The following is a 16,195-nucleotide window of genomic DNA, read 5'->3' on the forward strand; positions in this document are numbered from 1 at the left end:
TCCTCCCCACCGCCTGCGGGCGGCACCTTGCGACAAAGGACTACCCCGATGCAGAACGAGATCGACACCGCGCCGCCCTCCGACGACGGCATCGAACCCATCGCCATCGTCGGGCTCGCCGCCCGGCTGCCGGGTGCCGCCGACGTCGGCGAGTTCTGGCGCAACCTGGTCGACGGCGTCGAGTCGGTCACCGAGCTGAGCCGCGACGAGCAGCTCGCCCGGGGCGCGACCACCGACGAGGTCGACGACCCGGGCTGGGTGAGCCGGGCCCCGCTGATCGACGGGTACGACACCTTCGACGCCGGGCTGTTCGGGATGACCAGCCGCGAGGCGGAGGTGACCGATCCGCAGCACCGGCTGTTCCTGGAGAGCTGCTACACCGCGTTGCAGGACGCCGGCTACGACCCGGCCCGCTACCCCGGGGCGGTCGGCGTGTACGCCGGCACCGGCGGCAACACCTACCTGCACCGGTACGTGCTGCGCAACAAGCGGGTCGGCGGCAACCCGCACGGGGCGGTCTCGCTGGCCACGGGCAACTCGCCGAACTACGTGGCGACCAACGTGTCGTACCGGTTGGACCTGCGGGGGCCGAGCCTGACCGTGCACACCGCCTGCTCCACCTCGCTTGTCGCCTTCCACCTGGCCTGCGAGGCGCTGCGCAACCACGAGTGCGACATGGCGTTGGCCGGTGGCGTCAACGTGGAGCTGCCGCACGTCGGCTACCTGGGCATGGACGGTTTCACCTCGCCCGACGGCCGGTGCCGCCCCTTCGACGCCGGGGCCAACGGCACGGTCTGGGGCAGCGGTGTCGGGGTGACCCTGCTCAAGCGGCTCTCCGACGCGATCGCCGACGGCGACGCGATCCGTGCGGTGGTGCTGGGCAACGCCATCAACAACGACGGCGCCGGCAAGGTCGGTTTCACCGCCCCCAGCGTCGACGGGCAGGTGGAGGCGATCGCCCAGGCGGTCGGGATGGCCGGGATCGACCCGCGCACCATCAGCTACGTCGAGGCGCACGGCACCGGCACCGCGCTGGGCGACCCGATCGAGGTGGCCGCGCTGTCGGCGGTGTTCACCCGGGACACCGCCGAGCGGGGCTGGTGCGGCATCGGCTCGGTCAAGTCCAACATCGGGCACCTCAGCCAGCCGTCCGGCATCGTCAGCGTGATCAAGACGGTGCTGGCGATGGAACACGGGCTGATCCCGCCGACGATCAACTACGAGACGCCCAACCCGGGCATCGACTTCGCCGACACCCCGTTCTACGTGGCGAACACCCTGACCAAGTGGGACACCGACGGCGGGCCACGGCGGGCCGGGGTCAGCTCGTTCGGCATCGGCGGCACCAACGCGCACGTGGTGCTCGAGGAGGCGCCGGCGGCGTACCGGACGGACCGGCGGGTCCGGCCGGCGCAGCTGCTGCACGTGTCGGCGAAGACGGCGTCGGCCCTGGACAGCGCCGTCACCCGGCTCGCCGACCACCTGGCGGCGACCAGCGACGGCGGGCCGGAGCTGCTGGCCGACGTGGCGCACACGCTGCGGGTGGGCCGCCAGGAGTACCCGCACCGGGTGGCCGTGGTCGCCACCGACCTGGCCGAGGCGGTGACCGCGCTGCGTACCCCGCGCCGCCGCCAGTCCGGGGTGGTCGACGGTGCCGCGCCCCGCACCGCGTTCCTCTTCTCCGGCCAGGGCGCCCAGTACGCCGGGATGGGCGCGCAGCTCTACGCCGAGGAGCCGGCCTTCGCCGCCACCGTCGACGAGTGTGCCGCCTTGCTCCACCCGGAGCTGGGCCTGGACCTGCGGGAGCTGATCCTGGGCCGCGACCCGCAGGCGGCGGAGAAGCTCACCGAGACCCGCTACACCCAGCCGGCCCTGTTCGTCGTCGAGTACGCCCTGGCGCTGCTCTGGCAGCGGGCCGGGGTCCGCCCGGCGGCGATGATCGGCCACTCGATCGGCGAGTACGTCGCCGCCACCGTCGCCGGGGTGCTGAGCCTGCCCGACGCGCTGCGGGTGGTCGCCGCCCGGGGTCGGCTGATGCAGTCGATGCCGGCCGGGGCGATGCTGGCCGTCTCGCTCGACGAGGCGCAGGTCGCCGCCCGGCTGCCCGAGGGGCTGGCCATCGCCACCGTCAACGGCCCCGGCACCTGCGTGGTGGCCGGCGAGAGCGCCGCCGTCGCCGCGTTCGCCGACAGCCTCGGCGGCAAGAACAAGAGCAAGCAGCTGCGCACCTCGCACGCGTTCCACTCGCCGATGATGGACCCCATCCTGGCGGAGTTCACCGCGTTGATGGCGACGGTGCCGCTGCGCGCGCCGGCCATCCCGTTCCTGTCCAACGTGACGGGCACCTGGATCACCGCCGAGCAGGCCACCGACCCGGCGTACTGGGCGGCGCACCTGCGTCAGCCGGTGCGCTTCGGCGACTGCGTGGCGACCCTGCTCGGCGCGGGCACCTGGGCGCTGCTGGAGTGCGGGCCGGGCCGGCAACTGGCCAACCTGGCCCGGATGCAGGTCGCCAAGGGTTCCCCGCAGCAGCGGGCGTTGACCCCGCTGGGCAGCCTGCCGGGCCCCGGTGAGCCGGCCGGTGACCTGGCCGCCCTGCTCACCAGCGCCGCCGCGCTGTGGTGCGCCGGGGTCGGGGTGCGCCTCGACGCCGACCCGGCCGCCCGGCGGGTGCCGCTGCCGACGTACCCGTTCGAGCGCCGGCGTTACTGGGTCGACCCGGACCCGGTGGTGGCGGTGGCCGACGTGCCGGCGGAGACCGGTCCGCGTGCGCTGCCGCAGTGGTTCGCGGTGCCGGTGTGGCGGCAGGCCGCCGCCGACCCGGCGACCGTGCCGGCGGGCCGCTGCCTGGTGTTCGCCGCCGGTCCGCGCGCGGACGCCCTGGTCGCCGCGTTGCGGACCGCCGGTGACGACCCGGTCGTGGTACGCCCCGGCGCGGCGTTCACGGCGTCCGACGACGGGTACCGGCTGCGCCCCGGCCACCGCGAGGACCACGACGCGCTGGTCGCGGCGTTGACCGCAGGCGGGGTGCCGGACCGGTTGGTGCACGCCTTCGCCCTGGACGGCCCGCCGGCCGGGCTCGACGCGACGGCCGCCTGGGACGCCCAGCAGCGTGGCTTCTTCGACGCCCTGCATCTGGTGCAGGCGCTCGCCGGGGCGGGGGCGACCGCCGGGGAGCAGCCGCTCACCCTCGACCTGGTCACCGCAGGCGTCGGCGACGTCACCGGTGCCGACCTGGTCCGGCCCGAGCACGCCACCCTCGCCGGTCTGGCCCGGGTGCTGCCGGCCGAACTGCCCGGCCTGGCCGTACGGCTGGTCGACGCCGACCCGGCGGACCCCGGGGTCGAGACGCTCGCCGCCGAACTGCGCCGCCCGGTGGACCCGCAGCGGGCGGAGTTGACGTTGCGCGGCACCCGCCGCTGGGTGACCGGTTACGAGCAGGTCACCGTGGCCGCCGAGGGCGAGCCGGGGGCGCTGCGCGACGGCGGCCGTTACCTGGTCACCGGTGGCCTGGGTGGCATCGGCGTCACCCTCGCCGAGGACTTCGCCCGGCGGGCCGGGGTGAAGCTGGTGCTGCTGGCCCGGTCCGGGTTGCCGCCGCGTGAGCGGTGGGACGACCACCTGGCGGTGCACGGCGGCGCGGACCGGGCCGGCCGGGCGATCGCGGCGATCCGCCGGATGGAGGCGGCCGGCGCGACGGTGCGGGTGCTCGCCGCCGACGTCACCGACCCGGCCGACCTGCGTCGGGTCCGGGCCACCGTGGAGGCCGAGTTCGGTGGGTTGGACGGCATCGTGCACGCCGCCGGTCTGCCCGGCGGCGGCATGGCCGAGGTGAAGGAGCGGGCCGAGGCGGAGCGGGTGCTCGCCCCGAAGCTCACCGGCACCCTCGCCCTGGCCGAGGTCTTCGGTGACCTGCCGCTGGACTTCGTGGTGCTCTGCTCGTCGATCACCTCGGTGATCGGCGGGTTCGGCCAGGTCGACTACTGCGCGGCGAACGCCTTCCTCGACGCGTTCGCCCGCTCCGGCGTCGGTTTCCGGGCCCCCGTGCTGTCGCAGAACTGGGGTGGCTGGGCGGAGGTCGGCATGGCGGTGGAGACCGCCGCGCCGGCCGCGTTCCGGGCCGCCGGCCGGGACACCGTCACCACGCCGGTGGACCACCCGGTGCTCACCACGAAGGTGACCGGCCCGGAGTCGACGGTGCTGCACGGGCTGGTCTCCGCCGGCACCCACTGGCTGCTCGACGAGCACCGCATCGGCGGGGTGCCGGTGGTGCCCGGCACCGCCCACCTGGAGTCGGTGCGGGCCGCGGTGGCCGCCGGGGTGCCCACCCACGACCCGCAGGCCGTGGTGGAGCTGCGCGACGTGGTGTTCCTGGAGCCGTTCGCGGTGCCCGAGGGCACCGTCGCGCAGTACCGGGTCGAGCTGACCCCGGCCGAGGAGGGCGTCGACTTCGCGGTCCGCAGCCTCGCCGCCGGCCAGCTCCGCACCCATGTGCGCGGGTCGGCGGGCTGGGTCGTCGAGGCCGCCCCGGCGGCCCGGGTGCCGGTGGTCGACGGCCGGCGGGTCGACGACGACGCCTCGTTCGGTCGGGGCCGTACCAGCATGCTGACCTTCGGCCCGCGCTGGGCCTCGCTGACCGAGCACCGCCTCGGCGACGGCGAGGAACTGGCCCGGATCGAGGCCCCGGAGCCGGTCCGGGCCGACCTGCCGGCGTGGGGGCTGCACCCGGCGCTGCTGGACGTGGCCACCGCGTTCGGCCGGGGCCAGGGCGACGGCACCTACCTGCCGCTGTCGTACGGGCGGATCGTGGTGCGCGGGCCGCTGCCGGCGGTGTTCCACAGCCACCTGCGGCACCGGGCCAGCGCCACCGACGAGGTGGTCGCCGCCGACCTGTCGCTGACCGACACCGAGGGCCGGGAACTCGTCGCGATCGGCGACTTCGTGCTGCGCCGCGTCGACCAGGGCGCGGTCACCGGCGGGTTGACCGGCACCGCCGACGCGGGCCCGGTCGAGCCGGCGGCCGGGGCGCTCACCGAGGACATCCGCCCGGTCGACGGCGCGGAGGCGTTCCGGCGCAGCCTCACCGCCGGTCTCGGCGCGCAGGTGGTGATCGCCACCCGCCCGGTCGAGGAGATCCGACGGCGGGCCTCCCGGGTCACCACGGACAGCCTGGAGCAGGACCCGGAGCCGTCGGCAGCCGCTCCGGCGGCGACCGGGGGCGGCTCGGCGGCCCCGCGTACCGAACTGGAGATCACCATTGCCGGGGTGTGGCGGGACGGGCTGGGGGTGGCCGAGGTCGGGGTGGACGACGACTTCTTCGCCCTCGGCGGCAACTCGCTGGTCGCGGTGCAGCTGATCGCCGCGATGCGCAAGGCGACCGGGGTCCGGCTGCCGATGCGCAGCCTCTTCGAGACCCCCACCGTGGCCGGCCTGGCCGAGCGCATCGCCCAGCTGCGGGCCGCCGCCGCCGACGAACCGGCCGCGCCGGCCACCATCCCCGCCATCCCGCGGCTACCCCGCGCCTGACGTCGAGAAACAGGAGACCACGCCATGAGCGACACGATCGCCACGCTGCCGGTGGTCGTCGAGAACGACGGCACACCCCTGACCGAGCTGATCGGCCGACGCCGGGCCGAGCTGCGCGCCGACCTCGTCGCGCATGGCGGGCTGCTGTTCCGCGGCTTCGACGTGGGCGGGGTGGACGGCTTCGACGCGGTGGTGCGGGCGTTCTCCGGCGAGCCGCTGACCTACACCGAGCGGTCCTCGCCCCGGCACGCCATCAAGGGGAAGGTCTACACCTCGACCGACTACCCGCCGGACGAGGAGATCTTCCTGCACAACGAGAACTCCTACCAGGCGCGTTGGCCGCTGACGCTGTTCTTCTACTGCCTGACCGCGCCGCAGACCCTCGGCGCGACCCCGCTGGCCGACGTGCGCCGGGTGTACGCCGAGATCGACCCGGCGGTCCGTGCGGAGTTCGTCAGTCGGCGCTGGCTGCTGGTGCGCAACTTCCACGCCGACTTCGGCACCCGCTGGCAGGACGTCTTCGGCACCGACGACCGCGCCCAGGTGCAGGCGTACGCGGCGGCGAACCGGATCGAGCTGGAGTGGGTCGGCAAGGACGGGCTGCGGACCCGGGCGGTACGGGACGTGGTGCACCACCGGCCCGGCTCGGACACCCCGCGCTGGTTCAACCACGCCACCTTCTTCCACCTGAGCACCCTGCCGAAGGACTACCAGGAGGGGCTGCTGGCGATGTTCGGCCCCGAGGGGCTGCCGGCGAACACCTACTACGGCGACGGCGGCGAGATCCCCGCCGACGTGCTGGACCACCTGCGGGCCGCGTACCGGGCGGCCAGCGTCCGCTTCGACTACCAGCGCGACGACGTGCTGGTGGTCGACAACATGACCGCCGCGCACGGGCGGGAGCCGTTCACCGGACCCCGCAAGATCGCCGTCGCGATGGCCGAACCGCACACCCCCGACACCGCTGGAGCGAACTGATGGCCGACACCCGATTCCTGGTCGTGCGCAACGACGAGGAGCAGTACTCGATCTGGGCGGCCGACCGCGACCTGCCCGCCGGGTGGCACGACGCGGGCTTCGCCGGCAGCCGTGAGGAATGCCTGGCCCACGTCGACGAGGTCTGGACCGACATGCGTCCGCGTTCGGTACGGGAGCAGACGGCATGACCCGCGAGTGGACCTTCCCCGCCTCGTTCGCCCAGGAGCGGGTCTGGATCGCCAACCAGCTCGACCCGGCGTCGCCGGTCTACAACGTCTCGATGCCGTGCCGCTTCCCGGCGGGGCTGGACGTCGACGCGGTGACCGGCGTGTTCGACCAGGTCGTCGCCCGGCACGAGGCGCTGCGGACCTACCTGCGGGTCGACGACGGCAACCTGGTGCAGGTGGTCCGGGAGCACCAGCCGACCCGGCTGCCCACCGACGACCTGCGGGAACTGCCCGAGGAGGAACGCGCGCAACGCTACGCGGCGCTCTGCGTCGAGCTGGCCCGCACGCCGATCCCGTTGGACGCGCCGCCGCTGTGGCGGGCCCGGTTGGTGCGCCTCGGTGAGGCGTGGACGCTGCTGCTGGTGGTGCACCACGCGGTCTTCGACAGCCACTCGGCGGTGCTGTTCGACGCCGAGATCGCCGCGTTCGCGCAGGCCGCGTCGACCGGTGCGCCGGCCGCCGTGCCGGAGCTGCCCATCCAGTACGCCGACTTCGCGGCCTGGCAGCGCGACCAGCTCACCGGCGCGGAGCTGGCGCGGCAGCTCGCCTTCTGGACCGGTCACCTGGCCGGGGCACCGGCGGTCACCGGCCTGCCGCTGGACCGGCCCCGCCCGGCACAGCTCGGCTTCGCCGGGGACGAGGTGCGTTTCGACCTGCCCGACGGGCTGCTCGACCGGGTCGGCCGGCTGGCCGGCGGATCGGCGGCCACCCCGTACATGGTGCTGCTGGCGGGTTTCGCGGCGCTGCTGTCGCGGATCTCCGGCGACACCGACGTGGTGGTCGGGGTCTCCACCGCGGGCCGGGACACCGCCGAGTTGACCTCGCTGATCGGCATGTTCGTCAACCCGGTGGCGTTGCGCTGCGACGTGGGCGGTGACCCGTCCTTCGTCGACCTGCTGGGGCGGGTCCGCGACGCGATGGTCGACGCCCTCGACCACGGGCAGACCCCGTTCCAGCGGATCGTCGAGGCGGTCGCCCCGGAGCGGGACCCGTCGGTGCAGCCGGTCTTCCAGACCGCGCTGAACTTCATCCCCGGTTCCGGGCTGGACCTGGTGCAGCTGGGCACCACCAAGGACGACCTGGCCTTCGACATCACCACCGGGGAGAGCCGGCTGGTCTACCGTACCGACCTGTTCGACCGGTCCACCGCCGAGACGGTCGTGGCCCGTTACGTCCGGCTGCTCGACGCGGCGGTCACCGACCCGCAGCAGCCGGTGTCCGCGCTGCCGCTGCTCGCCGACGCGGAACGCGACCTGGTGCTCGGCGACTGGGCGGGGACCGGGGTGGCCGGTGCGTCGTCCACCGTGGTCGACGAGGTGCAGCGGCAGGTGGCGGCCACCCCGGACGCCACCGCGCTGGTCTGCGACGACGTCTGCCTCACCTACGCCCGGCTCAACGCCGCCGCGAACCGGCTGGCCCGGGTGCTGGTGGGCCGGGGCGTCGGCCCGGAGACCCGGGTGGCGCTGGCCCTGCCGCGCGGCCCGCAGCTGCTGGTGGCGATCCTCGCCGTACTCAAGGCCGGGGGCGCGTACGTGCCGGTGGACACCGGTTACCCGGCGGGCCGGATCGGTTACCTGCTCGCCGACGCCGCACCCGCGCTGGTGCTGGCCGTGGCGGAGACCGCCCCCCTGGTGTCGGCGGACGCGCTGCTGCTCGACGGGGTGCTCGACGTCGACCCGGCCCTCGCCGACGCCGTTGTGGCCGGTGCCGACCCGGCCCGGGGCGAGGCCGACCTCACCGACACCGACCGGGTCGCGCCGTTGCGCCCGGAGCACCCCGGTTACGTGCTCTACACCTCCGGTTCGACCGGCCGGCCCAAGGGTGTGGTGGTGGAGCACCGGGCGATCACGGCGTACCTGGCCTGGGCCCGGGACACCTACCCGGGGCTGTCCGGCACCGCGCTGCTGCACTCGCCGGTCTCGTTCGACCTGACGGTGACGGGGCTGCTCGGCCCGCTCACCGCCGGGGGCACCGTCCGGCTGGCCGGGATCGACTCCCCGGCGGCCCGCACGGGTGGGCGGCCGACCTTCCTCAAGGTCACCCCGAGCCACCTGCCGCTGCTGGAGGAGGCCCTGTCGCCCACCACCGACCTGGTGATCGGCGGTGAGGCGCTCACCGGTGAGCAGCTCGCCGACTGGCGGGCCGCGCACCCGGACGTGGCGGTGGTCAACGAGTACGGCCCCACCGAGGCGACCGTCGGCTGTGTCGCCGCCCGGATCGCCCCCGGGCAGCCGGTGCCCGCCGGCCCCGTGTCGATCGGCCGGCCCACCGCCACCAGCCGGGTGTACCTGCTCGACGCCGCGGGGCAGCCGGTCCCGCCGGGGGTGGTCGGTGAGCTGTACGTCGCCGGTGACCAGCTCGCCCGGGGCTACCTGGGCCGGCCCGGCCTGACCGCCGAACGGTTCCTGCCCTGCCCGTACGGCCCGCCGGGGCAGCGGATGTACCGCACCGGTGACCTGGCCCGGTGGCGGGCCGACGGCTCCCTCGACTACCTGGGCCGCCGCGACGACCAGGTCAAGGTGCGCGGGATGCGCATCGAGCTGGGCGAGATCGAGGCGGCGATGCGGGAGCACCCGGAGGTCCGGGAGGCGGCGGTGGCCGTGCGCACCGACTCGGGGGAGCCGACCCTGGTCGGTTACCACGTCGGCACCGCCGAGGAGGCGCACCTCGCCGCCGAGCTGGCCCGGGAGCTGCCGGCGCACCTGGTGCCGGCCGCGTTCGTCCGGCTCGACGCGTTGCCGTTGACCCCGAACGGCAAGCTGGACCGGGCGGCGCTGCCCGCCCCGCCGGAGTCCGTGGCCGGCGACGGCTACGTGCCGCCGCGCACCGACGCCGAGACCCTGGTCGCCGAGGTGTACGCCGACATCCTCCAGGTGGAGAAGGTCGGCGCGCTCGACGACTTCTTCGCCCTCGGCGGCAACTCGCTGCGCGGCATGCGGGCGATGGCCCGGATCCGGGCCGAGGTGGACGTCGACCTGCCGATGCGGGCGCTGTTCGGCAGCCCCGTGGTGGCCGACCTGGCCGCCCAGATCGAGGCGCAGATCGCCGCCGAACTGGACGACCTTTCCGAGACCGAGGTCGCCGCGCTGTTGGCGGCGGATAAGGACACTTCCGCATGACGGACCTGAAGGATTCCCGGGACGCCGCCCGGGCGGCACTGATCGCCCAACGGTTACGCCGACGGCAGGCCACCCCCGCCGCCCGCGTCACGCCGCGCCCCGAGGGTGTCGAGGTGCCGCTGTCGTACGCCCAGGAGCGGGTCTGGTTCATGGACCAGCTCGCCCCCGGCGAGGCGGCGTACCACATCGCGGTGCCGTTGCGGGTGCGTGGCCCGCTCGACGTCACGGCGCTGCGCGCCGCCCTCGCCGCGCTGACCGCCCGGCACGAGTCGCTGCGCAGCCGGTTCCCCGCCGACGCCGACGGCAAGCCGACCGTGGTGGTCGCCGACACCGTCGAGGTGCCGTTGACGGTGGTCGACGCCCCCGACGAGCGGGCCGCGCGGGAGTTGGTGGAGGCGGCCTCGCTCGCGCCGTTCGACCTGGCGGCCGGGCCGCTGCTGCGGGCGCTGCTGATCCGGCTGGCCGCCGACGACCACGTGCTGTTCCTCAGCAAGCACCACATCGTCGGTGACGGCTGGTCGGTCGACGTGCTGCTGCGCGACCTGATCACCGCCTACCGGGGCGGTGAGCTGCCCACCCTGCCGGTGCAGTACGGCGACTTCGCCGTCTGGGAGGCGCAGGAGCTGGCCGGCCCGGCGGCCCGGTCGCACCTGGACTACTGGAAGTCCCGGCTGGCCGGGATCACCCCGTTGGAGCTGCCGCTGGACCGGCCCCGCCCGGCCACCCAGACCTACCGGGGCGACTTCGTCGAGTTCCGGCTGACCCCGGCGGAGACCGAGCGGCTGACCACCCTCACCCGGGTGGCCGGCGGCACCCTGTTCATGACGCTGCTCGCCGCCTACCAGGTCTTCCTGGCCCGGCACGCCGGTCAGGAGGACTTCGCGGTCGGCGCGTCGGTGGCCGGCCGGTCCGCCCCGGAGCTGGAGGACCTCGTCGGCATGTTCATCAACATGCTGCCGCTGCGGGCCGAGTTGGGCGGTGACCCGACCTTCTCCGAGCTGCTGGAACGCACCCGGCGCAGCGTGCTCGACGGTTTCGAGCACGCCGAGGTGCCGTTCGCGCGGGTGGTCCACGAGCTGGGCCTACCCCGCGACGTCAGCCGCTCACCGGTGTTCCAGGCCATGTTCGTGTTGCAGAACTACGAGATGGGCCGGTTCACCGAGGTCTCCGACGCCACCGACGTGACGTTCGACTGGACCCCGATGGAGCTGCGGGCCACCCGGTTCGACTTCGAGCTGCACGCCGTGGAGACCGTCAACGGGCTCTGGGGCAAGCTGGTCTTCAACACCGACCTGTTCGACCGGGTCACCGTGACCCGGATGGCCGACCGCTGGGGCGCCCTGTTGCGCGCGGTGGCGGCCACCCCGGACGTGCCGGTCTCGGCGTTGGACCTGCTCCCCGCCGACGAGCGGGCGTTGCTGGCGTCGTGGAACGACACCACCGCCGACTTCCCGGCTGCCGAGACGCTGCACGGCCCGATCGAGGCGGCAGCGGCGGCGACCCCGGACGCGGTGGCCGTCACCATCGAGGGCGTCTCGACGACGTATGCGCAGCTCAACGCCGCCGCGAACCGGGTGGCGCACCGGCTGCGGGCGGCCGGCGTCGGCCCGGAGACCCTGGTCGGGGTCTGCGCGGAACGCTCCGTCGAGCTGGTCGCGGGCCTGCTCGGCGTGCTCAAGGCCGGTGGGGCGTACCTGCCGCTGGACCCGGAGTACCCGGCCGACCGGTTGGCCTTCATGCTGACCGACGCCGCCGCGCCGGTGGTGCTGGTGCAGGAGCAGCTGCGCGACGTGCTGCCCACCGTCGACGCGACGGTGCTGGCCCTGGACGATCCGACCCTCTGGGCCGACCAGCCGCAGACCGACCCGGCCCCGCTGGCCGGCCCGGAACACCTGGCGTACGTGATCTACACGTCGGGGTCGACGGGTCGCCCGAAGGGGGTGCCGAACACCCACCGGGGCATCGTCAACCGGCTCGACTGGATGCAGAAGACCTACCGGCTCGACGCCGACGACGCGGTGTTGCAGAAGACCCCGGCCAGCTTCGACGTGTCGGTGTGGGAGTTCTTCTGGCCGCTGCGCACCGGGGCCCGGCTGGTGCTGGCCAAGCCCGGCGGTCACAAGGACGCCGGTTACCTGCGTGACGTGCTGGTGGCCGAGCGGGTCACCACCGCCCACTTCGTCCCGTCGATGCTGACGGTGTTCCTGGCCGAGGAGGGGGTGGAGGCGGCCACCGCGCTGCGGCGGGTGATCTGCTCCGGTGAGGAGCTGCCGCTGGCCTCGGCGGTCGACTTCACCGCCCGGTTGCCGCACTGCGCACTGCACAACCTGTACGGCCCGACCGAGGCGGCGATCGACGTCAGCGCCTGGCACTGCGACCCGGCGCTGCTGGCCGGGTTGACCGGTGTGCCGATCGGTGGGCCCATCGCCAACCTGCGGCTGCACGTGCTCGACCCGGCCGGTCGGGAGTGCCCGGTCGGGGTGGCCGGTGAGCTGCACATCGGCGGGGTGGGGCTGGCCCGTGGTTACCACCTGCGGCCGGCGCTGACCGCCGAACGTTTCGTGCCGGACCCGTTCTCCGGTGAGCCGGGCGCCCGGCTGTACCGCACCGGTGACCTGGCCCGCTGGGTGCCCGACCCGGCGGGGCCGACGACCGGGGCCGAACCGGCCGGTGTGATCGAGTTCCTGGGCCGCATCGACCACCAGGTCAAGCTGCGCGGCCTGCGCATCGAGCTGGGCGAGATCGAGAGCGCCCTGCGCGAGCAGGCCGGGGTGGCCGAGGCGGCGGTGATCGTCCGCGAGGACAGCCCGGGCGACAAGCGGCTCACCGCCTACCTGGTGGGCGGGGCCGAGCATGCCGCGCTGAAGTCGGCGCTGAAGGAGACGCTGCCGGAGTACATGGTGCCGGCCGCGTTCGTCACCCTGGACGCGTTGCCGCTGACCCCGAACGGCAAGCTCGACCGCAAGGCGTTGCCCGCGCCGGTGGTCACCCGCGAGGCGTCGGTGGCCCTGGTCGAGCCGCGCGACGACACCGAGCGGCTGCTCGCCGGGATCTGGTCGGAGGTGCTGGGCGTGCCGACGCTCGGCATCGACGACGACTTCTTCGACCTGGGCGGGCACTCGATGCTCGCCACCCAGGTGGTGGCGAAGATCCGCCGGGCCGAGCACGGCGGCCGGGCGGTCGGCGTGATGGACCTGTTCCAGCAGCGCACCATCCGGGAACTGGCCGCGTTCATGACCGGTGACGCCGAGGCGGCCGGCCCGCGTCGGCTGCTCTACGAGCTGACCAAGCCGATCCCGGCCGGCAAGCGGGTGCTCAGCTACGTCTGCGTCCCGTACGGCGGCGGCAGCGCCATCGTCTACCAGCCGCTGGCCGACGCGTTGCCCGCCGGGCACGCCCTGTGGTCGTTGGCCATCCCCGGCCACGACGTCGGGTTGACCGAGGACGCCCTGCCGTTCGACGAGCTGACCAGCCGGGTGGCCGCCGAGATCGTGGAGCGGATCGACGGTCCGTTGGCCCTCTACGGTCACTGCGGGGTGGGCAGCGCCATCGTCGCCGAGGTGGCCCGCAAGGTGGAGGCCGCCGGGCGGGAGCTGGAGGTGGTCTACATCGGGGCGATGTTCCCGTTCGCCCGTCCGAAGGGCGCCTTCGCGGCGTTGCGCAACCGGCTGGAGCAGCTCAGCAGCAACCGGCACTACGCGAGCTGGCTCAAGAGCATGGGCGTGGACACCGACGAGCTGGAGCCGGAGCAGGCCGACCGGATCATCAGCAACATGCGGGCCGACTCCCGCGCGTCGGAGGAGTACTTCACCGGGCTGCTCGACCGGGGCGCGGAGAAGCTGCGTGCGCCGATCGTCTCGGTGGTCGGCTCCGAGGACCCGGTGACCGACTACCACGCCGAGCGGTACGCGGAGTGGCAGTTCCTCAGCGACACCCTCGGTCTGGTGGTGCTCGACCAGGCCGGGCACTTCTTCCTCAAGTACCGGGCCGACGAGCTGGCGGAGATCGTCACCCAGGTGCACCCGGCGGTGCGGGCCGGGGACGTGACGGCGCTCGGCCCGGCGGCCCGGGGTGAGGACGCCGGCTGGGTGGTCGCCGACCACCAGCGTGTCGGCGACGTCGACGGGCCCGCCCCGGCGGTGGTGAAGCCCAGCATGGCCCGGTTCGTCGCGGTCACCGCCGGGCAGCTGGTCTCCACCACCGGTTCGGCGTTGACCGCGTTCGCCCTGCCGATCTGGTTGTTCACCCGGACCGGCTCGGTGGCCGACCTGGGTCTGTTGTGGGCGTTGGCGCTGATCTGCGGGGTGCTGATGCTGCCGGTGGCCGGCGCGCTCACCGACCGGATCAGCCGGCGACGGATCATGATGATCGCCAGCTGCGTCTCCGGCACCATCCAGCTGGTGCTGGCCGCCCTGCTCTGGACCGACAACCTCGCCCTGTGGCACATCTACGGGCTGGTGGCGTTGAGTCAGGTGGCCGGGTCGTTCCAGCGGATCGCCTTCCAGTCGGCGGTGCCGCAGCTGGTGCCGAAGCGCTACCTGGGGCACGCGATGGGCATCACCCAGCTCTCCAGCGGTTTCGCGATGCTGCTGATGCCGGTCTTCGCGGCCGGCCTGCTCGCCGCGATCGGCCTCAAGGGCATCCTGCTGATCGACGTGGCGAGCTACCTGGTGGCGGTGCTGACGCTGGCCGTGGTCCGCTTCCCCGACCTGCTCGGCTGGCGGCCCCGGGAACGGCTGCTGGTGGCGATCGCCAACGGTCTGCGCTACTCGTGGCGGCACAAGGGTTTCCGGCTGATGCTCGGCTACTTCGCGCTGGGCAACGTCTTCCTCGCCCCGGCGCTGGTGCTCACCACCCCGCTGGTGCTGTCGTTCGGCACCGCCACCCAGGTGGCGCAGGTGGCGCTGGCCGAGGCGATCGGCGCGGTGGCCGGCGGGGTGCTGATGTCGCTGTGGGGTGGGCCCCGGCAGCGGCGCATGATCGGGGTGCTGATCGGCAACCTGGGCACCGCCGTCGGGTGCCTGCTGATCGGCCTCGACGCCTCCGTCGTCATGATCGCCTTCGGGGCGTTCTGGCTGGCCATGGCGATGACCACCGCCCAGTCGATCTACGCCACGATCGTGCAGGTCAAGGTGCCGCAGCGGTTCCACGGCCGGGTGTTCAGCCTGAACCAGACGATCTCCTGGTCGACCCTGCCGATCGGCTTCGCGTTGCTCGCCCCGGGCGCGACGGCCCTGTTCGAGCCGATGCTCGCCGACGGCGGCACGCTCGCCGGTTCGGTGGGCGCGGTGATCGGCACCGGTCCGGGTCGGGGCATCGGCTTCGCGTACGTCTGCTTCGGGTTGGCCCTGGTGCTGATCACGCTCGGTGGGTTCGCGATCCGGATGCTGCGCCGCTTCGACATCGAGGTGCCCGACTCGCTCCCCGACGACCTGATCGGGGCGCAGGAGCGGCAGCGGCGGCTCGCCGAGCGGGCGAAGACCCGCCCGGAACCGGCGTCGGTAGCCGGCTGACCGGTCCGCGCGGGTACGACGGCATCGAGGCGTCGTACCCGCGCGGCAGGGACACCCGGCCGCGACGGGTCCCCGGGGACGGTGCCGCCTCGGGGACGCTCGTCGCGGTCGGGGCCGGGCGGCGTCCGCCCCTCCACGGGCGGGCAGGCCGGCCCGGGCCTGGTCAGAAGGGTTCGGCCGGATCGGCGAGGTCGGTGTCCGACGGCTCCCGGGGCTCGGCCACCCAGGCGGAGAAGACCGGCACCCCGTGCCACGGCCCGGTCCCGCCGTCGCGGTGGTCGGTGGCCACCGCCAGCACCGCGTACGGGTGCCCGAAACGCAGCTCGGCGGTCCGACGGACCCCCTCCGGTGGGAGGCTGGTCAGGGCGAACGCACCGGTCACCGCGGCGGCCTCGAAGCCGTACCGGCCGTAGTGGGCAACCGCCACCTGCCGGGCCTCGACGTCCGCCTCGGTGCCGAGCAGCCCGCCGAGCGCCCGGCCCACCGCCGTGAACCCCAGCCCGGGGGCGGTCAGGTCGTGTTCGTCCCGCGCCGACCAGCAGGGCAGCACCGCGTGCCGGCGTTCCTCCCGACCGTCGCGGGCGGACGTGCGGACCCGCTCCTCGCGCAGCGTCCCGAGCGGTCCCACCCCCAGCGGCAGGTCGAACAGCGACCGCCGGCCCGGTTCCCCGTCCACCGCCGCGCCGGCCAGCGCGTAGCCGGCGGCGAGCACGTCGGCCGGGGGGACCGCCGGGTCGGCGAGCACCGAGAGCACCAGCAGCCCGGCCCCGTCGCGTTCCACCGCCGCAGCGGCGTGCACGGCGACGTCACCGGCCGGTCCGGTCGCCGCGAT

The 16,195-nt window shown here is 74.3% G+C and carries 6 protein-coding genes; 5 read left to right on the plus strand and 1 reads right to left on the minus strand.

Annotation, left to right across the window (positions count from 1 at the left end):
* Window positions 1-48: 48 nt before the first annotated feature.
* The 5 genes from ACQP2H_RS12905 to ACQP2H_RS12925 are packed head-to-tail and all read left to right on the plus strand — an operon-like array spanning window position 49 to window position 15,363.
* Complete coding sequence (locus tag ACQP2H_RS12905; protein ID WP_433232947.1) at window positions 49-5,526, plus strand: SDR family NAD(P)-dependent oxidoreductase; 5,478 nt, start codon at window positions 49-51, stop codon at window positions 5,524-5,526.
* Window positions 5,527-5,550: 24 nt separating this feature from the next.
* Entirely contained in the window at window positions 5,551-6,504 is a 954-nt protein-coding gene (locus ACQP2H_RS12910; RefSeq protein WP_219460903.1) for a TauD/TfdA family dioxygenase, read from the plus strand.
* On the plus strand, window positions 6,504-6,692 hold the full coding sequence (locus ACQP2H_RS12915; RefSeq protein ID WP_208566379.1) for an MbtH family protein: 189 nt from the start codon (window positions 6,504-6,506) through the stop codon (window positions 6,690-6,692). The genes ACQP2H_RS12910 and ACQP2H_RS12915 overlap by 1 nt, the downstream gene beginning before the upstream one ends.
* Window positions 6,689-9,850 (plus strand): non-ribosomal peptide synthetase, encoded by a 3,162-nt coding sequence (locus ACQP2H_RS12920; protein ID WP_433232950.1) that lies wholly within the window; start codon window positions 6,689-6,691, stop codon window positions 9,848-9,850. The genes ACQP2H_RS12915 and ACQP2H_RS12920 overlap by 4 nt, the downstream gene beginning before the upstream one ends.
* A complete protein-coding gene (locus tag ACQP2H_RS12925) occupies window positions 9,847-15,363 on the plus strand; it encodes an amino acid adenylation domain-containing protein (protein WP_433232952.1) in 5,517 nt (1,838 codons plus the stop codon). The genes ACQP2H_RS12920 and ACQP2H_RS12925 overlap by 4 nt, the downstream gene beginning before the upstream one ends.
* 163 nt (window positions 15,364-15,526) lie before the next feature.
* Here the strand turns inward: ACQP2H_RS12925 and ACQP2H_RS12930 are convergent, their stop codons facing one another.
* Complete coding sequence (locus tag ACQP2H_RS12930) at window positions 15,527-16,162, minus strand: hypothetical protein (RefSeq protein ID WP_433232954.1); 636 nt, start codon at window positions 16,160-16,162, stop codon at window positions 15,527-15,529.
* Between the last annotated feature and the right edge of the window lie 33 nt (window positions 16,163-16,195).

The sequence above is a fragment of the Micromonospora sp. CA-248260 genome (assembly GCF_050942205.1).
In the GTDB taxonomy this organism is placed as follows: Bacteria; Actinomycetota; Actinomycetes; order Mycobacteriales; family Micromonosporaceae; genus Micromonospora; species Micromonospora antibiotica.

Coding starts and splice junctions, on each gene's coding strand:
- ACQP2H_RS12905 (WP_433232947.1), top strand. CDS start 49: ATGCAGAACGAGATCGACACCGCGCCGCCCTCCGACGACGGCATCGAA.
- ACQP2H_RS12910 (WP_219460903.1), top strand. CDS start 5,551: ATGAGCGACACGATCGCCACGCTGCCGGTGGTCGTCGAGAACGACGGC.
- ACQP2H_RS12915 (WP_208566379.1), top strand. CDS start 6,504: ATGGCCGACACCCGATTCCTGGTCGTGCGCAACGACGAGGAGCAGTAC.
- ACQP2H_RS12920 (WP_433232950.1), top strand. CDS start 6,689: ATGACCCGCGAGTGGACCTTCCCCGCCTCGTTCGCCCAGGAGCGGGTC.
- ACQP2H_RS12925 (WP_433232952.1), top strand. CDS start 9,847: ATGACGGACCTGAAGGATTCCCGGGACGCCGCCCGGGCGGCACTGATC.